The organism is Novosphingobium sp. EMRT-2 (assembly GCF_005145025.1).
In the GTDB taxonomy this organism is placed as follows: Bacteria; Pseudomonadota; Alphaproteobacteria; order Sphingomonadales; family Sphingomonadaceae; genus Novosphingobium.
The window spans coordinates 63,969-89,919 of record NZ_CP039696.1 but is presented as its reverse complement, the minus strand read 5'-3'; the positions used below and the strand labels follow the sequence as shown (position 1 = coordinate 89,919).

Genomic DNA, 25,951 nt, shown 5'->3' with positions numbered 1-25,951 from the left:
CCGGCGTATGCCGCAACGGCCTGTCGTCTCCGACTAGGCCCCTCATTGTCCTGAGCGACGCGAGATCCACCCCCGATCCGGGCGGTGGCCGATGTCGCTCGCCCTCTTCTGACATACATGTTCCAAGGACTGATTTCATGGCCAGCTCATCGCAGCACAAGTTCCGCCGCGTTCATCTGCTATCCTCCGCCTTCGCTTCCCTGACGATCGCGGCTCCCCCGGCTTACGCCGCCGACGATCCTGTCGAGGCAGGTGGCGACATCATCGTCACGGCCCAGAAACGCGACCAGCGGCTGATCGATGTTCCATCGGCAGTCAGCGTCCTGTCTCCAGAGGCACTGCGCGAAGCGGGCGTGAAGGACTTGATCGACGCCTCGCGCCTGACTCCCGTGGTCGTGTCACCCAGATTTCCGGCGGTCGCACCATCCAGACCTTCACCATTCGCGGCATCGGCTATGATGATTTCCGGCCCAACGGCAATCCGTCCGCCGCCGTCAGCATCGACGGCGCCTATCAGGGTTCGGCGGCGCTGGTCGGCGGACAGATGTTCGATGTCGAACGCATAGAGATATTGAAGGGGCCGCAGGGCACGCTCTACGGCCAGAACACCACGGCGGGCGCGGTCAACATCATCTCGCGCCAGCCCACGGACACATGGGAGGGGGAGGCGCGCGTCGAATATGGCCGCTTCAACTCCTGGCGCGCGGAAGCTGGGGCGGGGGCGCTCTGGCCGATGGCGTCAAGCTGCGGGTGGCGGCGTCTTCGACCGCACCGACGGGTTCATGACCAATATCGGCACGCGCGGTGTCAGTGGATCGGCCAATCCTGCCGTCCCCGCGCTCGCCGATCCCGGCGTCAACACCGAGGCCAATCGCTCCCAATATTACGGCGGTCGCGCGATATTGCTGCTGGAGCCGACCGACGGCACAACGGTCACGCTTAATGCCCATGGTTTCCATGAATCCGGCGCGGTGCAATTTTTCGAGCGCACCGCCACGGTGCGCGGTTTTGCGCCGCTGGCGCCCTTTACGACCGATTCCGCCATCGATCCGTCGCTCGACAAGACCAGCTATGGCGGATCGGTCACGCTGAACCAGAAGATCGGCGGTGATATGCTGCTGGTCGCCATTCTCGGCTGGGAAAAGTTGAAGCAGCAATATTCTGCTGCGGGCGACGTGGTTCCGACGCGGATCACCGACATCATCTATCGCGACAATGTAGAGCAGGGGACGGCGGAACTACGCCTCCAGAATGCGACGCCCGGCCGGTTCGACTGGGTGGTGGGTGCAACGGCTTACAGGGACAAGGTGCGGCTGCGCAGTAACTCGACCTGACCGATTTCGTGCTGAGCGTGCTGTCCGCCGACTATATCCAGCGACGCCGCAGCGTCGCGGGATTTGCCGATGGCAGCGTCAGGCTGGGCAGTCACTGGAAGATCGGCGCGGGCCTGCGCTACCCATGATGAAAGCCGGTTCGACGGATCGACCGTCGACCTCAATCCCTTCGGTGTGAGCATCGCCCCGGCCGTTTTCGGTCCCATGCCATTCAATTTCAGCCGGACCTTCTCCGACAACAGCCTGTCGGGCCGCCTGAATGTCAGTTACGAAATCTCGCCGTCCGCGACCGCTTATGTTTCGGTCAGCCGGGGTTCAAGGCGGGTGGTTTCGACGGATCGACCTCCGTCACCCTCCCCGAAACCGATCCGTTCAAGTCGGAGCGGGTCTGGACCTATGAGGCGGGCGTCAAATTCCTGCCGCGCGGCGGCCCGGTGCAGATCGATGCGTCGGTCTATTACAACGACTTCAACAATCTTCAGGCGAGCCTCAACAAGCTCATCAACGGCCTGCCCACCAATATCCGCACCAATGTGGGCAGCGCTCGCACCTATGGCGCGGAAGCGAATATCACGGTCCGACCGCTACACGGGCTGGAAATACAGGGCGGCGTCTCGCTTCTCGATAGCAAAATACTCGACATGCGTTCGGGCAATGCGGCGGAGAGGTTACGGCGCATCGGCAATGAACTGCCCTTTGCGCCGAAGATGACGCTGACCGGTTCGATCCGCTATGCGATACCGCTGGGCGGCGACAGGGTGCTGACGCCGTCGGTCAATGGCCGCTTCGTCGACGATTATTACACCGAACTCGACAATTACCAGCCGATCAAGGGCTATTTCCTTGGCAATGCGCAGATGGAACTGGCATTTGCCGAAAGGATGACGGTGGGGCATGGGTTCGCAACTTCACCAATAAAAGATACGCGACGACCCTTTACGTGGCTCCGCCCGTCTACGCGGCATTCCGCGGCGCGCCGCGCACTTTATGGCGTTTCGCTCGGCTACACTTTCTGATCAGCCAACCAACATACAAGCAACTATTGGAGTTTAACATGACCCTCCTTGGCCATTGGACGCGGCAAATTGCGTTCTCATCGGTGGCGGCTATGGCGCTCGCTGCCGGGACAGCCGCCCAGGCGAACAGCCATGACGATAGTTTCACGATCGCGGTGTTGCCCGAGGCTCTGTTGCAAACTCTGACACGGTTTCCAAGATTGGGCTCATGTACTGTCAAGGTCAGTTGCGATGAACGATTTCAAAGGACGGCATTTTACCGGCGAGGTCATCCTATGGGCGGTGCGCTGGTATTGTCGATACGGCATCAGCTACCGTGATCTCGAGGAAATGCTGTCCGAGCGTGGGATCGATGTCGATCATACGACGATCTATCGCTGGGTGCAGCGCTACGCGCCGGAGATGGAGAAGCGTCTCCGCTGGTTCTGGCGGCGCGGCTTTGATCCGAGCTGGCGTCTGGATGAGACCTACGTAAAGGTGCGGGGCAAATGGACCTACCTGTACCGGGCGGTCGACAAACGGGGCGACACGATTGATTTCTATCTGTCATCGACACGCAGCGCCAAAGCGGCGAAGCGCTTTCTGGGCAAAGCTCTTCGTGGCCTGAAGGACTGGGAAAAGCCGGCCAAACTCAATACCGACAAGGCACCCAGCTACGGCGCAGCAATCGCTGAGCTGAAACGCGAAGGCAAACTGGCGGCGGAAACCGAGCACCGGCAGGTGAAATATCTGAACAACGTGCTCGAGGCCGACCACGGCAAGCTGAAGATGCTGATCAAGCCGGTACGTGGCTTCAAGTCGATGCCAACGGCCTACGCCACGATCAAGGGCTTCGAGGTCATGCGCGCCCTACGCAAAGGACAGGCCCAGGCATGGTGCCTGCAGCCAGGTATCATGGGGGAGGTGCGCCTGGTTGAAAGAGCATTCGGAATTGGACCCTCGGCCCCTGACCGAAACCATGATTATGCTCAATAAGCATTTCGCCAATGCTGCCTAATCCCCCCAACTGGGTGACGCCGCGCGGCCGTGCCCCATGTTTGCAACAGAGCCAATCAATTCATCCCAGGAACAGAAACATGCTTCGAAACGCCACGAGATCATCAGCCGCTCTGGTCCTCGTTTGCTTGCCGGTATTTGCCGTTACCGCGCACGAACGTCATATGCACAGCATCGATGTGCCGCGCCGCAGCCGGGCGCCGATGCCGGAGAAGCGCGCTGGCTGGGGGGCGATCATCACACTCACAGTCGCTTTTCGACCGGCTATGACGAAAAGGCCGACCCGCCGACGCCGACCGTGGGCGGTGATGCGATATACCCGATTCCCATGAACGCCTGATGGCGCGCAAATTCGGTTTGGACTGGATGGTGGCGACCGATCATGGCGGCCCCAATCATAGCAAGGTCAACCACGACCACGCCTATCCCGAACTGCTGCGATCACGACAGCTGGTGCCGGAATTGGTGCAATTCTTCGGCATGGAATTCGATACGCCCGGATCGGATCACAGCAGCATCATCGTTCCGGCAGGTGACGACGAGGCCGACCGGTTGCGCGAGCTGGAGAAGGGCTACGGCGCCCGCGAGGCGTGGCCCCGCGATCCGTCGCGCAACAGTGAAGGGCGAATGCTGGACGCATTGCGGACAATGGATGCACAACAGCCAAAGCCTGTTCTTTTCGCACACCATCCCTCGAGGTCCGCAACCGGCATGGGCAAATACGGCCTGACCACCCCTTCCGAATTGCGTGGCTGGAACGATACCGCGCCGGAAGTCGCCATCGGGATGGAAGGTGCGCCGGGCCATCAGGCCGCCGGTCAGGTCGGCGAAAGTGTCGGCCCTTCGCGCTATGCGGCCTATTTTCGGCGATGCGATCCCGCGCGGGGCCTATGGCGATTTCCCGACCATGGGTGGTTTCGACCAGATGACCGCGCGGCTTGGCGGCTTCTGGGATTCCATGCTGGGTGAAGGACGACGCTGGTGATTACCGCCAACTCAGACTCACACATCAACTGGACCGAAGGCGGTTTCGACTTCTGGCCTGGCGAATATTCGAAGACTTATGTCCACGCGCCAAAGAACCCCGCATCGATCATCGCCGCCATGCGCGCCGGACGCATTTTCGTGACTACAGGCGATCTCGTGTCGGAACTTGAGATTCTGTTGGGAACAGGCGCCGATGCGCGTCCGATCGAATTCGGTTCCACCATAAATGCAGGCAATGGTGAGCCGCTTCACCTTACGATCCGCTTTCGGGATCCCGACGGATGAATGCCAATGGCGACAATCCTGCCGTTCACCATATTGACCTGATCCGCGGATCGGTGGGCACGAAATCCGCCGATCCGAATCTTGATCGGAATCCGAGCACGCGCGTCGTGGCGCGCTTTACCGAGGCGGAATGGAAGCGAGAGGGCGAATGGCGCGTGATCGAAACGGCTCTCGAACCGGTCGCAGGCGATGAATATCTCCGTCTGCGCGGGACGAATACTGAGGATGCCGAGCCGGCGCCCGATGCCGAGGGCGAAGACGCATGGACTGATCTCTGGTTTTATTCCAACCCGGTTTTCCTTGGCTCGTCGATGCGCCGCAACCCCTAGGAACAATATCTCCGCCACGGCCTGGGTCCGCAACCTGACCGACACATACTATCCGCTCTCCCGATTCAACTCCGCCACGACCAGCACCGACCTCCCGGCGGCCCCGCGCACCTATGGCATCACGCTTGGATACAAGTTCTGAACCCAGCGCAATGTGGGTGCGGTGAATCTGATTTCACGACCGATATCAAAGCCCATTCATCAAACACCACCTTCATCAGGAGATCTTATGGTTAAGCATAGAAACTTCCGCGAAATGGTTTCCGCTCTCGCTATGCTCGCAGGGCTGTTCACCGCCGGAGAAGCTTCCGCCGAGTTCGTGACGCAATCCGATCAGCGGCCGCCGTCGCCCGCGCGTCTGATCTTCCCCGATACGAAGGACGGACATCATATTTTCGCCGGCGACCTGCACCTGCACACCGTATTCTCGGACGGCTCGGCCTGGCCGACGCTTCGCCTCGCAGAAGCGGCGCATGACGGGCTTAAGTTCGTGTCCTTCACGGAACATGACATCATCACGCCAAAGATCCGCGACACCGGCACCAACAAGAACCGCAGCTATGAAATCGGCCGCGCGTTCATCTCTTCGGGCATGCTTGGCCTCGGCGGCATGAAACTCTCGCTCGGGTCGGAGATCACGCGCGCGATCGGGCATTTCAATTGTCACTTCCTCAAGGATGCAAATGCGCTGAACCCGGGGAAAGTCCATTACAGCACCTTCAAGCAGACGGTCGCGCTGGACCGGGTCGACTGGAACCGGACCAGCGCGGACGAGAAAGATCTGGAAGCACGGTTCCGCGAAGCGAAGCGGCAGGGCGCCATCTGCCAGTGGAATCATCCGACCATCCCCTCCTCCTCCCCTGGTGAGGCAGTGGTGACGCCGTTCCTCGAACGGATGTTTTCAGAGGGTCTGCTGTCGGGATTGAGGTTGCGCAAAGCGATTTCATCCACCCCAGCGCGATGGACGTGGCCCTGAAATATAACCTCTATATCGCGGCGACTACGGACGCTCATCTCGGGACCGCGTTGGAGCAGGAGGCGGCGGGGATGGATCACCGCGTCGCCACCCTGTTCCTGACGCAGGGAGAGGATGAAGCGGCCTTCAAGGATGCGCTGGAAAAGCGTCGTACGGTCGGCCTCTTCCGCGACACTTTCTTCGGCACGCGCGAGAATGTTCAAACGGTGATGAACGCGGTCCTGAAGATGTCGTTCACCAAATATTCGCCGTCAGAGTTTCTGATCGGAAACTCAGGCGAGATGGAGATCGCGAATGCTGGCCCGATCGACGTCGAGCTTGAGATCGTTCAGCCGGACTTTCGCCTGCTGAACTATCCGCGCTTCGTGAAGATACCGCATGGATCGAAAGTCACGCTGAAGGCGCTGCGCATCGACGGCCCGAACTTCAAAGGCCTGAAAGTCCGCGTGATCAATTCGCTTGTGACATCGCGTGACCAGCTGGAATTTTTCCTGGAGGCGCAGCCGTTCGATCTGAACGCCATCACCGGCAAGGGTACGCTGAGCAACATCCCCGACGATCTCGACGGCTGGATGTAAGACGGCTGAATGTTCGGCGGCCATGGGTCTTCGGATCCATGGCCGTTTGCATGTCATGCAAGCTCGCGCACCGCTTGCTGCCTCTTCTCATGCCGCGCAAACTCGCCGAGGGCATCCGCAAGAGACGGCAGGTGCGCCCCGCGCCCCGTCGCGAGCGGTACGCGGGAGGGGCGTGGCGCCATTTGGTTCAGGCGGGCGCCCGGCACGGCGCGGATCAGATGCCGGGGCAGGTTCAGGCTGTCCGCGACGGCTTCCGCGAACTCTGCCCATGATAGCTCCGTCTCATTGGTGAGGTGCCAGAGGCCCTGCTCACCGTCGATCAGGAGGTCGAGCGCGACCCTGACGAGATGCGGCACATAGGTCGGCGTGATCCGCTGGTCCGCCGCGGCCTCGAACGGCTGCCCCGCCGTCAGGGCGCGAGCGACCGCGACGGCAAAGTTGAACTCGTCATGGGGAGAGAAGAAGGCTGCGGTGCGAACGATGAGATGCGTCCCCGCCAGGGCGAGAAGTCCCTCCTCCATGCGCGCCTTGCTCTCGCCATAGACGTTGCGCGGGTCGGGCGCGTCGGTTTCGACATAGGCCCCTTCCGCCTTGCCCCCGAAGACGAGGTCGCTTGAGACATTGAGGGTGGCAAGCCCCCGCTCCTCCGCCATCCGCGCAAGGCGGACCGGGCCGTCGCTGTTCGCCGCAAAACAACGGGCGGCATGGCTTTCCGCCTCGTCGACCCGTACCCAGCCGGCGGCGTTCACCACTGCCCAGGGATCGTGCCGGTCCAGCGCAGCCCCGATGCTGGCCTCGCTGGTGATGTCGAGCGCGTGCCGCGCCGTCAGCACATGCGGTATGTTGCGGAGCGTACAGGCCCGCGCGAACGCTTGCCCCAGGGTTCCTGTCGCGCCCATGATCAGGAGGGGCCGACCCATGGGCGCACGCTCCCTGCAACTGTCCGCCCGGTGCTGCACGGCCGGGGCAGGACGGCGGACGGCGGGATATTCAAGCCGGATCGGCCGACGCCACCAGCCCGGCTGCGCTGCAAGCGGATGCCGTGCAGCGCCAGTGGCCAGAGCCGTGCCGAGCGCTGCGAGAGCGGTCGCGCGCGGCGTTCCGCTACTGACGTCGAATATGCCCGGCTCATAGATGCCGGGGGCGGTCAGCAGCGTGTTCCATCCGCTACTGCCGAGCAGCGACCAGAGCGTGATCGCTCGCACGTCCACGCCCTCATTGCGCAGATCCTCGGCGCAATCCCACGCCTCCGCCAGCCAGCGCAGCTGCTCCTCGCGCGTGCAGCCATTATGGACTTCGGTGACCGCGATCGGGGTCGCATAGCGGTCCCACGCCTCCTCTATCACGCCCCTCAGACCGGGCGGGGGCGGCTCCAGCACCCGGATCGCCTCGACATCGGCATAGCGCTGCCCGTCATTGCCGCCATGCGCATGGGCGGGATAGCGCTGCATGCGATGGTCGAGGAACCGCTCGCTGGTCAGATAATGGTTGATGCCGATGATGTCTGGCGGACAGGGATCGGCCGCAATGGCCTCCAGCCTGTGCTCCAGCCCGTGCGCGGCCATGCGCCGCCACAGCGGATGACCGCGCCGTACGCGCCCGAACAGCAGGTCCCATGTCGCCCAGCGCCGGATATTCTCGAACGCAGCCTGCTCGCGCAACTCGGCAGTGGCGAAGGTGCGGCCGAGATCCTCCGTCTGAACGAGCCGCGCGGCGGGATTGACCCTGCGAATGGCCTGCATCGCGAGCCGGGTTCCGTCGATCTGGTTGAGGAGCGCGCGCCAGAACGCGCCCTCGTCGCGGACATGCGGATACCAATGGCCATAAAGCGCCGAAAAGCGCGCCGTGGTGAGCGGCTCATTGACCGGCGTCCACTGGTTGATCCAGGAATAGCGCTCCGCAACGCGGGCCGCGAAATCAGCGAGACCCCGCGCGAAACCGTCATCGTCGAGGAGATGCGTGTAGGAGGGACCGCTGCCGTGATGGACAAGCCCGGCAATGACGTCGATGCCATGTGCGCGCAGCCGGTCGATCCGCGCATCCACGCCCTGCCAGAGATGCTGTCCGGGCCGATCAGGCGCAATGCATTCCCATAATATAGGATAACGGATCGTCGTTATGCCGATGTCGGCAAATAGATTCAGATCGTCGATCCGATCATAGTGGCCGCATCGCTCGAACTGATCCTGATATGTATCCCGAACCCTGTTGATGGTGCACTCCGGCCCACCCCATAATTCCAGATGCCTCTTCATCGTACATATCTCCCAGACCTTCGCCAGAACGACTGACATGGATCAGGTTTCCGCTCTCGACTTGATATCTTGTGTTATCTCTTTGAACTTGGGCCGGTTTGTACAGGAACCGGAGCGATGAACGGCGTGTTGCCGATGTTCATCATTCAGCAAGGTTCCAGACATGAGCGGCATTCCAAGCGACGTCGACGCCATCAACCCCGACAGCCCGACGGAGGGCGGCGGCACGCTCATCTGCTTCAGTCACCTGCGCTGGAACTTCGTCTATCAGCGGCCGCAACATCTGATGAGCCGCTTCGCCCGGGACCGGAAGGTCATCGTTTGGGAAGAGCCGATCCACGATGCGCCAAGTGCGACGTTGGACACCCATGTCTGCGACTGTTCCGGCGTCACCATCCTCACCCCGCACCTCCCCGCCGGCCTCAGCCGGCATGAGGAGACGGAAACATTGCGCGCCCTGCTCGACGGCGCGATCACCCGCGATCCGGCTCTGTTGCAAACTCTGACACGGTTTCCAAGATTGGGCTCATGTACTGTCAAGGTCAGTTGCGATGAACGATTTCAAAGGACGGCATTTTACCGGCGAGGTCATCCTATGGGCGGTGCGCTGGTATTGTCGATACGGCATCAGCTACCGTGATCTCGAGGAAATGCTGTCCGAGCGTGGGATCGATGTCGATCATACGACGATCTATCGCTGGGTGCAGCGCTACGCGCCGGAGATGGAGAAGCGTCTCCGCTGGTTCTGGCGGCGCGGCTTTGATCCGAGCTGGCGTCTGGATGAGACCTACGTAAAGGTGCGGGGCAAATGGACCTACCTGTACCGGGCGGTCGACAAACGGGGCGACACGATTGATTTCTATCTGTCATCGACACGCAGCGCCAAAGCGGCGAAGCGCTTTCTGGGCAAAGCTCTTCGTGGCCTGAAGGACTGGGAAAAGCCGGCCAAACTCAATACCGACAAGGCACCCAGCTACGTGTAGGCGCTTGCAAACGTAGCGGCCTCTGCTCGCAAACAGAGCAGATTGTTGCTCAGATTACCTGACAACGGACAAGCCGCGTTGCTCACGCTAATTGACAACGTGCTCACAATCATTTGCGCCTGCTCGCAAACAGAGATGGCGTGCTCACGCTTTCTGCCAACGGCGGTCTGATGGTGAACGCACCTACCGATCAGGCGAGACGGCCTCATTCCCGATGAATCCAAAGCTGATATGATCACGTACGGAAGCGAACATCACGACGCTAAGCAGGTCAGAATACTTGGCTGCGAAGTCGGCGGGCAAGTTCGCCTCGTGCGGTGGATCAAAGACGATGCCGTCGCCGTCAACGCGTAGTGCTGCTCCCGGCTTTGTGCCTGCATGCTTCTCCAGTGCCCTCGCAAACTCGCCCAAAGACTGAAAGCTTCCACGTTCAGGAAATCCTTGAAGCAACTTACGCTCTCGCAGCGTAGCTGTCAGGCTCTCAAGCATCTGCGGCCGAGCCGCTTCTGAAGTGTAATCGTTGTAGGCTTTATACATCGCGCCGTCCTCAAACGTCACGATCTCATGCGCGGCCGCATCTTTGATACATTCGAAGTGGCCCTGATTGGCCCTTGCCGCAGGTCCGATGATCACTTCTATGCTCTGAAGGTCTTCCTCGTACTTGACCGAGATGCCCCCGGCCTTCAGTCCACACTTCACGAGGCGCTGCTCAATAACCTGTTCCTGCGTCATGGGCACCTCAGGCGCTTGATCCATCATGGCGTGTCCTCGATGCTTCTGCCTCGATCCTGCACGCGAGTTACCACGCAACGGACCCAATGTCCGCTAATGGGGGTTGCTGCCGAAAACGAAGGTCAAGTCTGGGTCAGGCGGCTTGCGCCGTTTTACGGAAAAAGGTCGTCTCCGGCCCGATCAAATCCGAGTCGATGCCGCTCTCCTCGGCCGCCAGTTGCTGGATGATCCGCCATATCTCGGGAGCGGTAAGGCGAGCGCCGTCACGTGCCAGCCTGCCACGGTTCTGGTCCGTGACCAGGCGGGCCAGATCGCCGATGGTTTCGCATCCGCGAGGCAATCGTCGGCGATCGATATACCGCAACCACAGCCCCGCATAGGCGCTCGCTCCAGCGCCGAAAATGCGAAGGGGCGGCGCCAGCGTCGTGAAGACAAGGATAGCGACCGCGATGGCGAAGCAGAGACCCCCGGTAATCCCGAACCATCCGGATCGTGTCGCGGGCATCTTCAGGTCGGTATCAGCTTCCAGTTCGCTGAACGCAAGACGCAGGTTCTCACCGACCAGTGGTGCCAAAGGCGCGTCCGGCCCGACGTGCCGGCCAAGCCGGAGCGCGCGCCGAAGTCTATAGAATGTCATCTGCGTGGCGCATGTCGTACCGCCGCCGCCATGAGCCGCAACATGCGCGACGACATGGTCACGCACCTCGCCGAACGTCGTCCACGGCAGGTTCGAGCGAAGGCGAAGATCGAAGGTGCGCTCGATCGCGACAAAGAAGTCGGTGTCGTCACCGTCGCCGACCCAGTTTATCGTATCGAGCGTCTGCATGGATCCTCCGTCAGCCAGGCTTCTTCAAAACGACCGTTTCTGACGAGCCGATCGCTTTGCCTGGCCGGCAACGTAAATCTGCGGGCCACTCTTTGTCAAAACTGTTCTGGAAACCTCTTTCGCAAAAAGGTATGTCTCCGACGAGTTTGGAGAAGAATGAACGCCCATGCGGGTCGGCTATGCCAGGGTCAGCACCAGCGACCAGAATCCGGAGCTTCAGCTTGACGCATTGCGCCGCGCTGGCTGCGACCGGGTGTTCACCGAGAAGGCGTCAGGTGCGCGTGATGACCGGCCCGAATTGGCGCGCATCCTGGGCGACGTGCTGCGTGCAGGCGACACGCTGGTCGTTTGGAAGCTGGATCGCCTCGCCCGCTCGCTCAAGAAGCTGATCGCCACGGCCGAGGAGTTGGAGCGCGAAAAGATCGGACTGGTGTCGCTGACGGAGAGCATCGACACCACCACGCCTGGGGGCATGCTCACCTTTCACGTGTTCGGCGCCATCGCGCAGTTCGAGCGGGCCCTGATCCGGGAGCGGACTACCGCAGGGCTGGTGGAGGCGCGTCGGCAGGGCCGCAAAGGTGGCCGCCCGTCGGCAATGCGCCCGAGCGACGTCGCTGCGGCACGGGCGATGATGAAGGAGGGGACATTGCCGGTGCGCGACATCGCCAAGCGCATGGGCGTGTCGGTGGCGACCCTCTATCGCTACGCCGGTAAGCGCGGCAGCGGCGCACCGGCCAAGGAGCCTGCCGCAGCCCATGGCTGACCGGGCGAAGCGGCCGCCCGGAGAGGCGCTGGTCGACCTTCGCCGACGATTGTCGCTGTTGCCCTCACGCGACCCCGGTCGCACCGAGATCATCGCCCGCGCGGCCGAGGCTTATGGCATTTCGATCTGGACCCTGTACCGGGCGCTGCGCGAGCTGAACCGGCCGAGGTCGGTGCGCCGATCCGATCACGGCGCAACGCGGGTCGCCCCGCAGGTCGAGATGGAGCGCTACGCCGAGATCGTCGCCGCTCTTAAGATCAGGACCACCAACAAGAAGGGCCGGCACGTCTCGACCGCTCGCGCCATCGAATTTCTGGAGACCGATGGCGTCGAGACACCCGAGGGCTTGGTCAAGGTCGCACCCGGCCTGCTGAAGCGGGCGACGATTGACCGGCTGCTCCGCGCGTCGGGGCTGGACTATGCCCGCGTGACCCGCCCGCACGCGGCGGTGCGCTTCCAGGCGCGGCGATCCAACGAGTTGTGGCACTTCGACATGAGCCCGTCCGACCTCAAGCAGGTCGAGGCGCCGCTTTGGATCGAGCAAGGGCGCGGCAAACCGACGCTGATGCTGTTCTCGGTCGTCGATGACTGCTCGGGCGTGGTCTATCAGGAATATCGCAGCGTCTATGGCGAAGATGCCGAGTCCGCGCTGCGCTTCCTGTTCAACGCCTTTGCCGCCAAGCCCGAGCCCGAACTGCCGTTCCAAGGTCTGCCGGTCACGATCTACATGGACAACGGCCCGGTCAGCCGGTCGCGCGTGTTCCAGTCGGTGATGGGCAGCCTGGGCGTGCGCGTCCTTACCCATCTGCCGCCCAAGTCTGACGACCGGCACACCGCGGCCCGCGCCAAGGGCAAGGTCGAGCGGCCGTTCCGCACGATCAAGGAGGTGCACGAGACGCTGTACCACTTCCACAAGCCAAAGGACGAGGCGGAAGCCAACCTGTGGATGCGGCGTGCGCTGGTCACCTACAACAACGGCGACCATCGCTCCGAGCCGCACGCGCGGGTCGAACATTGGCTGCGGCATTTGCCCGGCGAGGGCGTGCGCGCCATGTGCTCTTGGGAGCGGTTCTGCGCTTTCGCGCGCGAACCCGAGCGGCGCACCGTTGCTGGCGACGCGACCGTATCGGTCGAGGGCGCTTCCTACGAGGTTGAGCCCGAACTTGCCGGTGAGACGGTGACGTTGCTCTGGGGTTTGTTCGACCAGCAGCTCTTCGTGGAGCATGACGGCAAGCGGCATGGTCCCTACGAACCGTCGCGCGGCGCAGTGCCGCTCTACCGCTATCGCAAGTACCAGAAGAGCCGCGCCGAGGAGCGGCTCGACAAGGTGGTCCGGCTTGCCGACCAGCTCGGGCTTCCCCGCGCGACGGTGACTGGCGGCGACCGGCCACTGCCATCACTGCCGCCCTCCACCGCAGGGCTCGCGGTGCGGCAAACTCCTTTCCCGGAACCGATTGCCGAGACGGCATATCCGACCGGGCTCGCGGCGCGCCATGCCATCGTCGATCAGCTTCGAAGACCGCTCGGCTCGCTGCCCGAGGCGGACCGCGCCTTCATCGACGCGCTGCTCGGCGAGACGCTGGACAAGACCATCATCGCCCACCGCATCCGCGAGCGGTTCCAGGCAAGACGGGGGACAAGCTGATGCTCGCTGACGTTCAATCCAGCTACGGGCTCGCCCGCCCGTTCCAAGGCGTCGGCAACTTCGAGACCGAGCATCAGCGCAACCTTGTGCGGGAAGTCTGCGCAGCGGTTCAGACCGGCAGGCTTATCGTCGTCTCCGGCCTGGTCGGATCGGGCAAGACGCACCTCCTGCGCCGCATCGAGGACGAGCTGGCCAGGGCGGGCAAGGTCGCTGTTGCCAAGTCGCTCGCAGTCGACAAGCGCCGCACGTCGCTGCCGTCGCTGATCGAAGCGCTTTTCTACGACCTCTCACCCGGCGACCGCGCCCAGGTGAAGATCCCCAAGCAGGCCGAGCGCCGCGAGCGCGACCTGCGCGACATCATGCGCAAGGGCAAGCGCCCGGTCGTGCTGGTCGTCGACGAGGCGCACGACCTCCACCACAAGACGCTGACCGGCCTCAAGCGGCTCATGGAGGTGGTGGCCGATGCCGGCGTGCTGCTGTCGGTCCTGCTGGTCGGCCATCCCCGGCTCCGAAACGATCTGCGCCGTCCGCAGATGGAGGAGATCGGCTATCGCACCACTACGTTCGACTATGAAGGCATCGGTGCCGAACGCCGGGACTATGTCGCCTGGCTGCTCGGCGCCTGCGCGGCCGAGGGCGTCAAGGTCGCCGACCTGATGGAGGAGGATGCGATCGACCTCATTGCGGAGCGTCTGCGTACGCCGCTCCAGATCGAGATGCACCTGACGCTCGCCTTCGAGCAGGGCTTCCGTTTCGCCGCCAAGCCCGTCACGGCCGAGATCGTCGAGCAGGTGCTGTCACGCGCGATTGACGACCTCGAACCAACGCTGACGCGCAACGGCTACGATGCGGGTTCGCTTGTCAGCCAGCTTAACAGTCGCCCATCCGACGTTCGCGCGTTTCTCGCCGGAACCTTGGACCCGGAACACACCCGCGAACTGACCGAGCGGCTCCGGGAAGCGGGAGTGCCGATATGACATCGCATTGGCTACTATTGTGAGCAGGCCATTGCCGTTTGCGAGCAGGCGCGGATGAAGGCGAGCACATTGTCAGTTAGCGTGAGCAGCGAAGCTTGTCTGTTGTCAGATAATCTGAGCAACAATCTGCTCTGTTTGCGAGCAGAGGCCGCTACGTTTGCAAGCGCCTACAGCTACGGCGCAGCAATCGCTGAGCTGAAACGCGAAGGCAAACTGGCGGCGGAAACCGAGCACCGGCAGGTGAAATATCTGAACAACGTGCTCGAGGCCGACCACGGCAAGCTGAAGATGCTGATCAAGCCGGTACGTGGCTTCAAGTCGATGCCAACGGCCTACGCCACGATCAAGGGCTTCGAGGTCATGCGCGCCCTACGCAAAGGACAGGCCCAGGCATGGTGCCTGCAGCCAGGTATCATGGGGGAGGTGCGCCTGGTTGAAAGAGCATTCGGAATTGGACCCTCGGCCCTGACCGAAACCATGATTATGCTCAATAAGCATTTCGCCAATGCTGCCTAATCCCCCAACTGGGTGACGCCGCGCGGCCGTGCCCCATGTTTGCAACAGAGCCTTCCTGCTCACCTATGAGCTGGACGTGACGCCCAATAATCTCCTCACCGCCCACGGGGCCTTTTCAGGGTCCAATCCCGCCCTTGCGCGCAAGATCGCCCAGCATGTGACCGCTGGCCTAGCGGTGACACAGGAATGGCTGGACGAGATCACGGCGGCAGACGAGACGATCGACAAGCACGATGGCATCCAGCACCTTATGGCGAGGCTGGAAACAACGCTCGAAAGTTTCTCGAAGAACGCCAACGACACGCGCAGCGCGACGGCCGATTATACCGACGAGCTGGAACAGCATGTGGCCGAGCTGGATCAGGTTCAGGGAACCGGGCAAATCCTTTCCAGCCTAGCGGATTTGGCGAAGGCGATGCTTGAGCGAACCCGCAAGCTCGAAACCGACATGCGGCGCAGCGAGGAGGAGGCCAAGGCGCTTCGCCGTAGTCTGGAACAGGCGCGGCGTGAGGCAGAGATTGACCACATGACCGGCCTTCCCAATCGCCGGGCTTTCGATGCGGTCCTAGAGCGGGAATATCGGGACGCCAGATCGAGCCTTGACCCGCTGGCCGTGGCGTTCTGCGATATAGACCATTTTAAGCGTATCAATGATACGCACGGCCATGATGCAGGCGATCGGGTCATTCGACTTATCGCGGAAATGCTCGCTACGATTTCGGACGATAATTGCCATGTAGCGCGCCACGGTGGAGAGGAATTTGTTATGCTGTTCCGGGGCCTCAGCCTGTCCGAAGCGCATAAGAAACTTGACGGCTTGCGCGAACAAATGGCCGAACGTCGCTTGCGAAACCGCAAGACGGATGAACCATTGGGCCAAATTACTTTTTCCGCTGGCATTGCGGACGTGTTTGATTTCCCCGATCCAAGGGCGGCCCTCAAAGCGGCCGATGAAGCCCTTTACGCTGCAAAGCAGGGCGGCCGAAACCAAGTGATGATTGCTCCCAAGGGCGGCACGGAGGCCACATGAACGGGGGGACGCCAGATGAAGACGTATTCCCCGGCGCGAAGCTCTCTGATCCGGCAATGGTGCGGGCAATGGGCGGGGCGCTGGCGGTCCTCGCCGGGATGCTGGAAGGGAAAGGCGTCGCATCGGTGGAGGAAATCTCCAACGTGCTAGGAATCTACTCTGTCATCACCGGAGAAACGGCCCCCGATGAAGGTTTGATCCTCGCTTGCTGGGCGGGCATTTTGCGTGACGCGGCACAGAAGAAGGCCGAAAAGGACAGGGAGCCGGAATAATGGGAGAAGGATCGGACGGCGCGGCCGTGCTGGTTGTCGAGGATGAACCCCTTGTTAGGACGATGGCGGCGGACATTCTCATGGATGCTGGCTATCGCGTTTTTGAGGCGTGCGAGGCGGCCGATGCTCTGGCGATCCTTGACGGCCGCGATGATATTGGCGCGGTGTTCACCGATATTGAAATGCCCGGAATGACGGGCCTCGCCCTAGCCGCTGCTGTCCGCGACCGTTGGCCCTCCATGCCGGTCCTTGTTACCTCTGGCCGCGTGCGACCAGGTTCGGGCGAATTGCCGAACGGAGCTGCCTATATCGCCAAGCCCTACATGCCCGGTGAATTGGTCGCCACGCTCGGCAAGATGCTCCCTGCCCCTGATTCCGGCGATTAGTGTTCCGCCACGCTGAATGAGCCGCGAACAAGGGCCAGCCCTTCCGAAAGCCGTTCGGCCGCCTCTTTCTGCTCGATGCCTAGTCGCTTGGCGATTTGCTCGACTGAAAGCCCGTTCTGGCGATGCAGGAACAAGGCCCGGTCAGTCAAATGCGGCAATTCATCCACGCAGTCCCAAAACTCGTTTTCGGGAAATGTCATGCGTGGTGACGCCATGCACGTATCTATTGATTGTTGCAGATAACAATCTGCCGGGGAATCATCGACCTCAACGAGTATCGCTAGAGCTTTTTCCATGAACTCTAGGGCAACCGCTTTTTGCTGCTCCCGGTAGATATTGGAAGAATCAACCATAGCGTAGTCCTCCTTGCGATCGTTGTAGAGGGACGATGACTCAACAATACGCCGATTGCACGCGGAACTAGGGTCAGATTGAACAGTAATTTTATTACAACGGCAAGCAACACTCGCCTGCCCGGACAGAGGGCAGCAAGGGCTAGATTGTTGGCTGGTCTTCCGACGATGGCGCAGTCCTTGCGGGCCATCGTCGGAAGTGGACGGCTGCACAAAATGGGGGGCGTGCAGCCGCGCCGGGGCCTCTAGCATAAAATTGCCGTCCTGCATCCCCGGCGTTGATACATTCGTCGCGCAGGGCGCTCGATTGAACCGCCGATCCCGGTGCCCCACAATCGTTCCGCTGATAACATCGGCGCGCGCAGTATGCACATACGCGCATAATTTTCGCTTGCGAGCTATGTATATTTGTGCATAATAGCCGCGATGGATACGGAACGGCCGGTTCGATGGGTGGCATCGTCAAAGCGCGATTTTCGGGAGTTCCCGGACGATGTGCAGGACGTAATGGGCTATGCCCTGCACCTCGCGCAGCAAGGCGGGCAGCACGCCAGCACTAAGCCGTTGAAGGGCTTTGGCGGCGCTGGCGTGGTCGAGATAATAGACGACTACCAAGGCGATACGTTCCGCACGGTCTATACGGTCAAATTTGCGGAGGCGGTCTATGTCCTGCACGCCTTCCAGAAGAAATCCAAGCAGGGCAAGGCCACGCCGCAGGCCGATATGGATTTGATCCGAACGCGGCTGAAAACCGCCGAGGAGCATCACCGGCAACACCAGACCCCGCGAGGCACAGCATGAGCGCACAGGACGAAATCATTGAGGAAGGCAGCGGCAATGTCTTTGCCGATCTAGGCTTTGCCGATCCCGACACCCACCTTTTGAAAGCCCAGCTCGTTACCCGTGTGGCCGAGGCCATGCAGGAGCGGAAATTGACGCAGATCGCCGCCGCCAAGGTTACGGGATCTACTCAACCGGAATTGTCGCGCATCCTGCGAGGCCAGTTCCGCAGCGTCTCGGTTGAGCGGCTTCTAGCCATGCTCACCCGGCTTGGCTGCAAGGTCGATATTGTGGTGCGTCCGCAGGGGCGGACCACTGAATCGGCCGTGATCCACTTCGCCTAATGTGCGATGATTTCGCGCAAGCCCGGCTCGATATGTTCGAGGCCGGGCTATTCGGCCAAGGGCCTGCCTTCTGGCGCTGGATCGAAACCGACGCGGCGCAACCCTATCTTGCCGCTTTTGCCGCCGATCGACGGCCGCCCGAACCCGGCGAACCCTTCGCTATCGACCTAGCGGCCGACGACTTGCTTGCTCCCGATCGCCTCGCCCAGCTCGCCCTACAGATCGAGGCCGACCATGCTTAATCCCGATCCATCCATAGCCGACCTTGACGCATTGCTAGATCGCCACCGCAATGACGATGCGGCTATGGAAAAGATCATTCGCGGGTATCTCCGCTGCGCGATTTATAGCTATCAGAAGCATTGCGTCAGGCGCGCCTTGCGGCACATCGGCAAGGACGATTGGAGTTTCAAAGAGGAAGACGTTGCCGCCTTGAGGGCCGAAGGCGCGAAATCCATTTCGGACTTTCGAGACTGGCTCATTGAGGAGCTGGCCGGGATGGGGATGAGCGCCCACACCGGCTTGCCGAATTGAGCGCCTAGCGCGCCGTCGCTTCAATTGCTGGCGGTGATTGTGCGCGGAATAAACCGTTCGTCGGCCGCAGGATCGCCGGGCACCGGATGCAGCATGTCGCGCCGGAAATTCACCGCAACGGAAATAGGCGCGGCGTTCGGCCGAGCCGCCATGATGCGGGCTTGTGGAACTGGCGCAGCCTCATAGCTGGCCATCGGCCGCACGGCCGCCGAGGTTAGGCCCCCTATCCCGCGTTCCGCTCTGGCGACGACAATTTGAGCGCGATCGAGCGGCCGAGTCTGATCGCCGGTATAGAACGCCAGATGCCAATGATCGGAATGGCCCCTGTCCCCCGGTCCCAGCAGCTCCGCCACGCGAATACCATGTTGCGCCATCACGGCGCGGATTTGCTCGCGCGTGATCGTGTGCAGCCCGGCACGCGGCACGAAATCCACCGCCTGCCCATATTTGTGAAAGCTGTTGGCGGCCCCGTAATTGGCTTCCAGCGCCCGCCACGTATCCGTTATACGTGCATTGAAGGCAGCGGCCAAGATCGAGGCGACATAGCCCGCCGAGGCGTCGGCGCTGGCTTGAGGCTGGACGATCGCCGGTTGCGCCACGGCCGCGAGCTGGCCCCTGTCCCCGGCGTCGGCCGCCGTGATCGTGAGCGGGCTTGACGCCGATCGCGCAGCAGGACCGCCGCCGCTGATCGGCACGCCGTTCACGCTATAGGTGTTGTAGCGCGAGGAAAGCCATGCCTCCCAGCGTGCCGCCTTCGCCATAATCGCCGCACGATACCGGGCATTATGGACCGGCGTTCGGGAGTGATAATTGGCAACCCGCGTCCACAGGTCGCCATTGTCGTCGCGGATATGGTTTCGGATACGCCAAGCGGCGAGATTGTAGGAGTAGCACCCCGGCGCAAGCACATATTCAGGCCGGATGCCGTAGCGCGCCAGCGATTGAATATAGCTGGAATTGAGCTGCATCGAGCCAAGATCGGCGGTGTTATTGGTGTTCTGGACGCGCGCACCGGGCCGCCCGTTCTCTTGCTCCGCGACCGCTAACATGACGTTCGCCGGAATGTTATAGCGCAGCGCCGCCGCGATCGAGCATTGCACCCGTTCTTCTATCACAACCGGAGGCAGATCAGCGGCCATGATTAGCTGTCCCCCCTTCTCTGGACGAAGGCCGCAACTTCATCCTCTGGCGTCTCCATGTCGCCCGCATTACGGGCGGCCGAAATGGTATCGCCTGCGAATTGCGCCGTGGACGGCGGCGATGAATCGGACGAGCTGGCGGGACTGCCCGCGCCGGTTGCGGGCGTGAGCGTTTCACTTCCCGACGATGCCGAGGCGGCCGAGGCGCGGATATTGGCCGCCAGTCGGCCCCCCACGGTTTGACCGACCCGGCTTTTCAGCCCGTCAAGAGCCATCCCAGCAGCAGCGCCGCCGAGGATGGAGGCCGCTTTCGTCGCCCGGCTAAGGCCGGTGCGTTGCGTGCCGCCGCCATCCCCGCTTGTGGCAGCGCCTTCACCTTCCGAGCTGGCGGAGCTGGACGAGCTGGCCCCCGCCTCGCCCGTGGCCGATCCACCGGCAGCACCGCCGTCCTCGCCTTCGCCATCGGCTGCACCGTCGCCAGTAGCGGCGCTTGCCGCCGTGCCACCGCCTGCACTGGCGGCTTCCGAGCCATCTTGGAGGCCCCTATTGTCATTGGCCGGGGTCGAGCCGCCATCCCCACCCATAGCGACGCTAAGGGGCGTTCCGCCGCCCCCTCCCCCGCCACCGCCGTTGCCGCCGCCGCCGCCCGGCAGATCGCCCGCCGACGACAGCGGTTGCCCGCCACCGGCAGCGCCGCTTTGGCCGCCTTCGCCGCCGCCCCCACCGGCAGCAGCAAAGGCGGCCTTGATCGCGCTGGCACCCCCCGCAGCGTTCATAGCGCCAGCGGCGATCATCGCGCCCCCCGTGGCAGCAGCACCGGCGGCCATACCGGCAGCGCCCAGCGCGGCCCCTGCCCCAAAGGCCCCGATGCCGCCCGCCGCGTGGATTGAGCCGCCACTAATGACGCCCCCAACCATCGCGGGAACCTTGTTTACGAGCGCCAGAAGGACGACCGCGAAGACAAGCATTGTCCCTAAATCTTGAAGGCTCGAACCCTCGCCCGTGGCTGCATAATATTGGTCGAGAAAGGTTTTCCCGACGCCGACGATAAGAACCATTGTCATCAGGGACGCGCCAACCGCGACCACCGTTTTGAAATAGTTCAACGCAATGTCGGAAGTCCAACGCGAGCCGCCGAAGCCCAAGAAGATAACCCCACCGTAGGCGAGGATATAACCAGAAGCCAAAAGCAGCAGCATGTTCACGCCGACGAGGGCCAAAACGATCAGGATGGCCAGCGAAATCAAAATGGAAAGAGCGGAATCGACCGGAGTTAATACGCTGGATGATTCGAGGGTCTGCCGGAAAATATCAAAGCCAATATCGACAATGCCGGATGGGGCCAAGTTGTTGGGCAGGCCGGATGCTTGCGCGCCGAGCGAGCGCAACCCTTCAATAATGGCGGTGCCGATCGCAGGGCCGTTGATTAGGAGCCACCAGAAGAAACCGCAAAAAAGTGCGAAGCGAATAGCTTCCGAGGCAAATTCGCCAAGATCGGCGCGACGTAGCGCCATCTGCCCGAACGTCCAAATGAGGCTGACAGCCGCGAGTGTGAAAAACAGGATTGTCGCGTGCGTTGTGAAGACGCTCGCCCACGCTGCCGCCATGCTCTTATATTTGTTCAGAACATTATCGAGCATACCTTGCGATTGCGCATAGGCAGGGGTTGCGGCGAGCGTGAGCGCCAACCCCAAGGCGGACAGGTGCAGGCGAGGCAAAGCCTTCATAGTGCTATCCTCAATTCTGATAGGTTCCGATCGTCGTCGGCTTGGTTTCGTGGGCTAATGCGCTACCCGCCTCTTGGCACTCCGCATCGGTATCGACGCCGGATTTGCAGCGGGCAACTTTCTCGCGGGCTTCATCTAGGTGTTGCGAGTAATAAAGCATTGTCTTCGGTTCGGACCCGGATTTGCCGCAAGCAGCGAGAAGAAGCGTTGCGGTGACGCAGGCAGCTACATGACGTAATTTCGGCATGGATTTCCTCAATTCTGATAGGTTCCAATTGGCGTTGGCTTGGTCTTCCGCATCGCCGCCGATGCTTCGGTAGCCGCAGCATCCCGATCGAGCTGATATTGCGATTGGGCCGTGAGCGCCGCTTGCTGGGCGAGCAGCACGCCACGGATTTTCTGCAACTCGCTGGCCTGTTGAGCCGCGAATTGATTGGCATAGGACAAGGCTTGCATCTGCCCGCTGGCACCCGTGGCGTTCGATTGCAACTGATCGAGGCGCTGGCCGTCAGACGCGAGCGACTTCATGGCGCTGTTGATCCCGTTCATCGCGTCGGCATTGGCGGCCATCTGGCTTGTCGTGCGCGCGCGAGTAGCGGACAGGGCCGCCGCTCGTTGCGCCGCCGTGCAATTCCCGAACGTGCAAGCGTTGGTCTGGTAGTAGGACGGATTTTTGAATTGGTTCATGTAGGTGTTCACGTCGCCCGCTTGGCGCGCGAATGAGCTGATTTGATTGACCTGACCTTGAAGGCTGTCGATCGTCTGCGTTGCCTGCTGCCAGAGCTGGACCGGCGCGCCGACCGTATTTTGAATCATGTTCTCGTATTGCTGTAGCTGCGTCTGATATTGCTGGATTTGCTTCGCCACGTTGGCGACATTTTGCAGCGCGGAAATCGTCGTCTGGCGGACGTTCGCAACGTCCACCACCGCGATTTGAGCCTGCGCAGCCGGGACCGCCAGCGCGAGCGCGACCACCAAAGAGATTTTAGCCGCTAAAATCCTAGACTTCATCTTGCTTACTCCCTTTCATTTGGCGTCAATAATCGAACGAGCGATAAGGCTTTGAAAATGTTAGGTCTTTCACGACCACAACATTGAAACGAAAGCCGGGCCGGATAATCAGCGTGGGCGATATGTTCAGATTGCGCTCAATCATCATCGCCGTGGTCTGTCCGAGCTGCTGGCCGAGAGCTTGGCTAAGGGCTTGGCTGGCGGACATGGTGCCATTGGCGTTGAGGCCCGTTTGGGGCTGACTTAGCGTGACGCCAGCGGTTACGCCCGACATGAGCAGCGCAGAACCGAAAATGCGGAACCAATGCGCGTTCACTTGGTCATGGAACCCGGCATAGCCCGCGCTGTCCGAACCGGGCATTGCGCCGAGGTCGATCGCCTTCCCGTCTGGAAAGACAATTCGTTGCCACGCTATGAGCGCGCGCGTCTGCCCAAAGACGGGGTTGGAGTCATACGCGCCGACGAGGCGGGAGCCTTGCGGGATCAGGAGATAGCGGCCCGTCGCCGTGTCGAACACATTTTGAGAAACTTGTGCGACAATCTGGCCGGGGATTTGCGAGTTGATGCCGGAAATCAGCGTGCCGGGAATGACGAAGCCCGCGCGGAGCTGATAACGCGACGGCGCTTCTACTTGTGAGTTGGAGGCCCAGCGGTTGCCGCCCGCATTGTTGCCGAACTGGCCATAGTTGGCCGGGGGGCGGGCGTTGGAGGCTCCCGCCGTTCCCGCGCCCCCTCCCCCGCCGAGTTGGTTCGACAGGGCCGTTAGGGTGGCAACATCGGCGGCCGAAGGCTGGCGACCTTGCGCCATGTTGGCGGCCATTTGCTGTTGCAGGGCGAGGAGCTGGCTTGCCGGATCAGCGCCGCCACCCATCGAACCGCCAGAGGACGCGCCATCGCGGCCGTTCTGCCATTTCACGGCCGTAGGCGAGCGCACGGCGCTGCCAAATTGGGCAAGGCGGGCTTCCCTGATCGCTTCTAGACGTGCCCGGCGCAGATCGGCCGCCGTGGGGCCGCTAGGTTGCGAGGCGGTCACGGTTGGCGGGGCGTTGGGATCGACCGGCGCAACGGGGATACCATCGGCAGGCGGGACCGGGGGCGCGTTCGCCACCACTTCCGCCGCACCGGCTGGCGCTGTCCCAGCAACCTTTTTCGCCACGTCAGCCGAGCTTTGCCCGACAGCCGGTTGAACCTTGGAGGCCGCATCGTCGCGGGAGCGATCAATCATAATCGACACGACGATGGCGATGAAAACCGCGACCACGGCAAGGACGATCACCAGCGGCCAATTGTTGACCCTGCGAACACCCGTCACGAAGCGGCCGTTCTTCGCGTCTGCTGCGCCGCCCGGCGAGGCTTCCGGCGACATGCTATCAGCATCAGACATAAACCTACCCCCTTACACGGCCTTGGCGGCACCACAGCGCACGGCACGGATGCCCTTGCACTTGGCACGCGCCGCCGCGCTGGATTGAAACAGTCCGAATTGGATGCCGTGAGAGCTTCCGGTTTGGACAAAGCGCGGCGTTATGCTGGCCCATGACGGCCGCACGCGCGCGGTAGCGCGCCAGTAGGCACGCGCGGCGTTCTCGGAGGGGAAGCCCGTCAAGCTGACCACCCATCCCCCGGCCCCCGGCGATCCATTATCCCCGAAGCTGGTTTGAGGGCTGGCGACAGGCGGCGGTGCGGCAGGAGGCGCAGCGGGCGCTACAGGCCGGTTCGCGCGCTCGATCAGCTCCGGCGCTGCGCCGGTCAGATCGAGCGCCCACCCGGCAGAGGGGAAAACCCCTTGTTCATCCACGCCATAGATGCGGGAGAATGTTTGTGCGCCTACCCGCAGCGTCACGCGGTAGGAATTGGCAATTGGCTGATCGACATAATAGCGCAGAGGCGTAGCCGCAGGATCGGGCTTCTCGCCCTTGCCAGTCTCAATCACCGCATAGCCCGCTTGCCGCATCGAGGAGCGCAGGCCCTCACCGTAGGCCCCTCCCCCACCAGTCGGGACCAGCACCCGGCTTATGGCGGGCGGGTAGAGCTTCACCAGCTCCGCCACGGAATCGTCAACGAGGGCCTTGGTCTGATCGGGAGGAGCCGGAACGGCAAAGCTATCCCGGTGCGAAACGCCCGCGCAGCTTGTGACCAAGAAGGCCGCTGATACAAAGAACGCGCCGCGCACGATCAGCCTCCCCTTGTGATGGTGACGCGCTCTTGGCGCTTGCCGACACCGGCAATCAGGACCGCTTGGTCAAAAATCTGATCGACAATGTAGCGGCCATCTTGGAGCCGGTAATTGACGATGGAGGTATCAGCCGCCTTGGACGCGCTGCCCCCTGCCCGCACGATCAGCAGCGACGGCGCTTCCGTCTGTTCCATCGCGCGGGGCATTTCGATGATGGTTTTGACGCCATCATTATAGACCCGGACGGGCTTCCAACGGGCGCGGCCGTCCACGCTATAATGGAAATCCAGATTGGAGAGATATTCGCTCCCGCCCCTGCCAGCGCCGCGAGCGCCATCGGGCACCGCCAGCGTGTTTTCAGCGCGCGCCGTATCCGAGCGGGCGCGGAAGGCGGCCCACTTGGCTTGCGCCTCGTCGGGATAGGTGAAGGCAACCCGCGACATGAATTGCGTGCGGTGCGACACCAACCGCATATGGTAGGTGCGGCGATCGGTTGTGACGATCAGCGTTGTATTCAAGTTCGCGTCGAGGGGCTTGATGATAAGATGCTGGGTTTCATCCGGCCCCGAATTGGATACGGCCGGTTCGATCAGCCAGCGGGCGCTATCGCCCACGTTCACCGAATTGATGTTCTCCCCCGGCTGCAACTGCACATCGCAGATTTGCAGCGGCGCACAGACTAGCGAAGGTTCGGACGTGCCGAACGCGAACATTACCGCGCCTTCGGTCCCCGGCACCGGCTTGATGCCTTCGGCACTTTCCGCCTGCCAGCGCCGCGAGATTGAAAGCCCTTCGCGCTGGGTGCGCGTCAGAACCGGATTACGCGGGTTGAGATAGGCATTGGGATCTACTTGCCCGCCCCCGGCAGGCACAGGCGCGTTTGAGGCTGGCGGCGTATAGTCGTCGGGCAGCGGCGGGCCGTCTTGCGCGGCGGCGATCGAAGGCAGCGCCGCGAGGGCGGCGGCGAAATAGACCATCTGTTTCATGTTGATTGTCCCTCC

Annotated in this window: 30 protein-coding genes and 3 pseudogenes; 22 read left to right on the top strand and 11 right to left on the bottom strand. The window is 62.1% G+C overall.

The features are described 5' to 3' along the window. The first annotated feature begins 137 nt into the window (after nucleotides 1-137). The 9 genes and pseudogenes from FA702_RS23310 (at nucleotide 138) to FA702_RS18275 (ending at nucleotide 6,501) form a co-directional block, all read left to right on the top strand. A complete protein-coding gene (locus tag FA702_RS23310; RefSeq protein WP_255504837.1) occupies nucleotides 138-566 on the top strand; it encodes a hypothetical protein in 429 nt (142 codons plus the stop codon). Continuing rightward, nucleotides 449-943, top strand: a complete 495-nt coding sequence (locus FA702_RS23305; RefSeq protein ID WP_255504844.1) for a TonB-dependent receptor plug domain-containing protein — start codon at nucleotides 449-451, stop codon at nucleotides 941-943. The genes FA702_RS23310 and FA702_RS23305 overlap by 118 nt, the downstream gene beginning before the upstream one ends. Nucleotides 944-1,480: 537 nt before the next feature. Continuing rightward, nucleotides 1,481-2,350 carry a TonB-dependent receptor gene (locus FA702_RS18310; RefSeq protein ID WP_136957577.1) on the top strand — a complete coding sequence of 290 codons (870 nt, stop codon included), beginning with the start codon at nucleotides 1,481-1,483 and terminating at the stop codon, nucleotides 2,348-2,350. 231 nt (nucleotides 2,351-2,581) lie between these two features. Next, nucleotides 2,582-3,347 (top strand): annotated as a pseudogene (locus FA702_RS18300) (IS6 family transposase). A 338-nt stretch (nucleotides 3,348-3,685) separates the two neighbouring features. Further along, nucleotides 3,686-4,315 (top strand): hypothetical protein, encoded by a 630-nt coding sequence (locus FA702_RS18295; RefSeq protein WP_136957575.1) that lies wholly within the window; start codon nucleotides 3,686-3,688, stop codon nucleotides 4,313-4,315. Nucleotides 4,316-4,327: 12 nt separating this feature from the next. Then, entirely contained in the window at nucleotides 4,328-4,618 is a 291-nt protein-coding gene (locus FA702_RS18290; protein WP_136957574.1) for a hypothetical protein, read from the top strand. Then, the gene (locus FA702_RS18285; protein ID WP_136957573.1) at nucleotides 4,615-4,947 is read left to right on the top strand and encodes a hypothetical protein; all 333 of its coding nucleotides are present in this window, start codon (nucleotides 4,615-4,617) and stop codon (nucleotides 4,945-4,947) included. The genes FA702_RS18290 and FA702_RS18285 overlap by 4 nt, the downstream gene beginning before the upstream one ends. Before the next feature lie 229 nt (nucleotides 4,948-5,176). Beyond that, nucleotides 5,177-5,923: a hypothetical protein gene (locus tag FA702_RS18280; RefSeq protein WP_168196126.1), complete on the top strand. Its 747-nt coding sequence runs from the start codon at nucleotides 5,177-5,179 to the stop codon at nucleotides 5,921-5,923. Next, nucleotides 5,908-6,501: a hypothetical protein gene (locus FA702_RS18275; protein ID WP_136957571.1), complete on the top strand. Its 594-nt coding sequence runs from the start codon at nucleotides 5,908-5,910 to the stop codon at nucleotides 6,499-6,501. Before FA702_RS18280 ends, FA702_RS18275 begins: the two co-directional genes overlap by 16 nt. 53 nt (nucleotides 6,502-6,554) lie before the next feature. On the opposite strand, the gene FA702_RS18270 is transcribed toward FA702_RS18275, so the two are convergent. After that, the gene (locus FA702_RS18270) at nucleotides 6,555-8,795 is read right to left on the bottom strand and encodes a family 1 glycosylhydrolase (protein ID WP_255504836.1); all 2,241 of its coding nucleotides are present in this window, start codon (nucleotides 8,793-8,795) and stop codon (nucleotides 6,555-6,557) included. 124 nt (nucleotides 8,796-8,919) lie between these two features. On the opposite strand from FA702_RS18270, the gene FA702_RS23015 reads away from it, so the two are divergent. Continuing rightward, nucleotides 8,920-9,396: a hypothetical protein gene (locus tag FA702_RS23015; RefSeq protein ID WP_210417667.1), complete on the top strand. Its 477-nt coding sequence runs from the start codon at nucleotides 8,920-8,922 to the stop codon at nucleotides 9,394-9,396. Continuing rightward, a pseudogene (locus FA702_RS18260) lies at nucleotides 9,308-9,733 on the top strand (IS6 family transposase); the annotation flags it as partial. The gene FA702_RS23015 and the pseudogene FA702_RS18260, both read left to right, overlap by 89 nt. Before the next feature lie 189 nt (nucleotides 9,734-9,922). Here FA702_RS18260 and FA702_RS18255 read toward each other — a convergent pair. After that, nucleotides 9,923-10,498: a hypothetical protein gene (locus FA702_RS18255; RefSeq protein ID WP_168196121.1), complete on the bottom strand. Its 576-nt coding sequence runs from the start codon at nucleotides 10,496-10,498 to the stop codon at nucleotides 9,923-9,925. Nucleotides 10,499-10,604: 106 nt separating this feature from the next. Continuing rightward, on the bottom strand, nucleotides 10,605-11,297 hold the full coding sequence (locus FA702_RS18250; protein ID WP_136957512.1) for a hypothetical protein: 693 nt from the start codon (nucleotides 11,295-11,297) through the stop codon (nucleotides 10,605-10,607). Nucleotides 11,298-11,463: 166 nt separating this feature from the next. On the opposite strand from FA702_RS18250, the gene FA702_RS18245 reads away from it, so the two are divergent. The 7 genes and pseudogenes from FA702_RS18245 (at nucleotide 11,464) to FA702_RS18215 (ending at nucleotide 16,886) form a co-directional block, all read left to right on the top strand. Then, nucleotides 11,464-12,060 carry a recombinase family protein gene (locus tag FA702_RS18245; RefSeq protein ID WP_136957570.1) on the top strand — a complete coding sequence of 199 codons (597 nt, stop codon included), beginning with the start codon at nucleotides 11,464-11,466 and terminating at the stop codon, nucleotides 12,058-12,060. After that, a complete protein-coding gene (locus tag FA702_RS18240; RefSeq protein WP_136957511.1) occupies nucleotides 12,053-13,705 on the top strand; it encodes a DDE-type integrase/transposase/recombinase in 1,653 nt (550 codons plus the stop codon). Before FA702_RS18245 ends, FA702_RS18240 begins: the two co-directional genes overlap by 8 nt. Then, nucleotides 13,705-14,682 (top strand): ExeA family protein, encoded by a 978-nt coding sequence (locus tag FA702_RS18235; RefSeq protein WP_136957510.1) that lies wholly within the window; start codon nucleotides 13,705-13,707, stop codon nucleotides 14,680-14,682. The genes FA702_RS18240 and FA702_RS18235 overlap by 1 nt, the downstream gene beginning before the upstream one ends. 165 nt (nucleotides 14,683-14,847) lie before the next feature. Then, nucleotides 14,848-15,198 (top strand): annotated as a pseudogene (locus FA702_RS18230) (DDE-type integrase/transposase/recombinase); the annotation flags it as partial. Between the two features lie 76 nt (nucleotides 15,199-15,274). Then, complete coding sequence (locus FA702_RS18225) at nucleotides 15,275-16,228, top strand: diguanylate cyclase (RefSeq protein WP_255504835.1); 954 nt, start codon at nucleotides 15,275-15,277, stop codon at nucleotides 16,226-16,228. Continuing rightward, nucleotides 16,225-16,500 carry a hypothetical protein gene (locus FA702_RS18220; RefSeq protein ID WP_136957569.1) on the top strand — a complete coding sequence of 92 codons (276 nt, stop codon included), beginning with the start codon at nucleotides 16,225-16,227 and terminating at the stop codon, nucleotides 16,498-16,500. Before FA702_RS18225 ends, FA702_RS18220 begins: the two co-directional genes overlap by 4 nt. 62 nt (nucleotides 16,501-16,562) lie before the next feature. After that, the gene (locus FA702_RS18215; RefSeq protein WP_370385523.1) at nucleotides 16,563-16,886 is read left to right on the top strand and encodes a response regulator; all 324 of its coding nucleotides are present in this window, start codon (nucleotides 16,563-16,565) and stop codon (nucleotides 16,884-16,886) included. Here the strand turns inward: FA702_RS18215 and FA702_RS18210 are convergent. Further along, the gene (locus tag FA702_RS18210; protein ID WP_136957567.1) at nucleotides 16,883-17,239 is read right to left on the bottom strand and encodes a sigma factor-like helix-turn-helix DNA-binding protein; all 357 of its coding nucleotides are present in this window, start codon (nucleotides 17,237-17,239) and stop codon (nucleotides 16,883-16,885) included. The genes FA702_RS18215 and FA702_RS18210 overlap by 4 nt on opposite strands. Nucleotides 17,240-17,665: 426 nt before the next feature. On the opposite strand from FA702_RS18210, the gene FA702_RS18205 reads away from it, so the two are divergent. From FA702_RS18205 to FA702_RS18190, 4 genes are read left to right on the top strand one after another with little or no spacing between them, the layout of a single operon-like run. Beyond that, nucleotides 17,666-18,040, top strand: coding sequence for a type II toxin-antitoxin system RelE/ParE family toxin (locus FA702_RS18205; RefSeq protein ID WP_136957566.1), 375 nt, complete (start codon nucleotides 17,666-17,668; stop codon nucleotides 18,038-18,040). Continuing rightward, on the top strand, nucleotides 18,037-18,363 hold the full coding sequence (locus FA702_RS18200; RefSeq protein ID WP_006964370.1) for a helix-turn-helix domain-containing protein: 327 nt from the start codon (nucleotides 18,037-18,039) through the stop codon (nucleotides 18,361-18,363). The genes FA702_RS18205 and FA702_RS18200 overlap by 4 nt, the downstream gene beginning before the upstream one ends. Next, nucleotides 18,363-18,605 carry a hypothetical protein gene (locus FA702_RS18195; RefSeq protein ID WP_013041566.1) on the top strand — a complete coding sequence of 81 codons (243 nt, stop codon included), beginning with the start codon at nucleotides 18,363-18,365 and terminating at the stop codon, nucleotides 18,603-18,605. The genes FA702_RS18200 and FA702_RS18195 overlap by 1 nt, the downstream gene beginning before the upstream one ends. Continuing rightward, the gene (locus FA702_RS18190) at nucleotides 18,598-18,897 is read left to right on the top strand and encodes a hypothetical protein (protein ID WP_136957565.1); all 300 of its coding nucleotides are present in this window, start codon (nucleotides 18,598-18,600) and stop codon (nucleotides 18,895-18,897) included. Before FA702_RS18195 ends, FA702_RS18190 begins: the two co-directional genes overlap by 8 nt. Before the next feature lie 20 nt (nucleotides 18,898-18,917). Here the strand turns inward: FA702_RS18190 and FA702_RS18185 are convergent, their stop codons facing one another. Genes FA702_RS18185 through trbG form a run of 7 tightly spaced genes read right to left on the bottom strand, consistent with a single transcriptional unit; the run spans nucleotide 18,918 to nucleotide 25,936 of the window. Continuing rightward, nucleotides 18,918-20,036, bottom strand: coding sequence for a transglycosylase SLT domain-containing protein (locus tag FA702_RS18185; protein ID WP_136957564.1), 1,119 nt, complete (start codon nucleotides 20,034-20,036; stop codon nucleotides 18,918-18,920). Between the two features lie 2 nt (nucleotides 20,037-20,038). After that, a complete protein-coding gene (trbL, locus tag FA702_RS18180) occupies nucleotides 20,039-21,763 on the bottom strand; it encodes a P-type conjugative transfer protein TrbL (RefSeq protein WP_136957563.1) in 1,725 nt (574 codons plus the stop codon). Between the two features lie 10 nt (nucleotides 21,764-21,773). Further along, the gene (locus tag FA702_RS18175) at nucleotides 21,774-22,010 is read right to left on the bottom strand and encodes an EexN family lipoprotein (RefSeq protein ID WP_136957562.1); all 237 of its coding nucleotides are present in this window, start codon (nucleotides 22,008-22,010) and stop codon (nucleotides 21,774-21,776) included. An 8-nt stretch (nucleotides 22,011-22,018) separates the two neighbouring features. Next, the gene (trbJ, locus tag FA702_RS18170) at nucleotides 22,019-22,774 is read right to left on the bottom strand and encodes a P-type conjugative transfer protein TrbJ (RefSeq protein WP_136957561.1); all 756 of its coding nucleotides are present in this window, start codon (nucleotides 22,772-22,774) and stop codon (nucleotides 22,019-22,021) included. A 25-nt stretch (nucleotides 22,775-22,799) separates the two neighbouring features. Further along, entirely contained in the window at nucleotides 22,800-24,140 is a 1,341-nt protein-coding gene (locus FA702_RS18165) for a TrbI/VirB10 family protein (RefSeq protein ID WP_136957580.1), read from the bottom strand. A 30-nt stretch (nucleotides 24,141-24,170) separates the two neighbouring features. Next, nucleotides 24,171-24,947, bottom strand: coding sequence for an SPOR domain-containing protein (locus tag FA702_RS18160; protein ID WP_136957560.1), 777 nt, complete (start codon nucleotides 24,945-24,947; stop codon nucleotides 24,171-24,173). 2 nt (nucleotides 24,948-24,949) lie between these two features. Next, nucleotides 24,950-25,936 carry a P-type conjugative transfer protein TrbG gene (trbG, locus tag FA702_RS18155; protein WP_136957559.1) on the bottom strand — a complete coding sequence of 329 codons (987 nt, stop codon included), beginning with the start codon at nucleotides 25,934-25,936 and terminating at the stop codon, nucleotides 24,950-24,952. Nucleotides 25,937-25,951 lie beyond the last annotated feature (15 nt).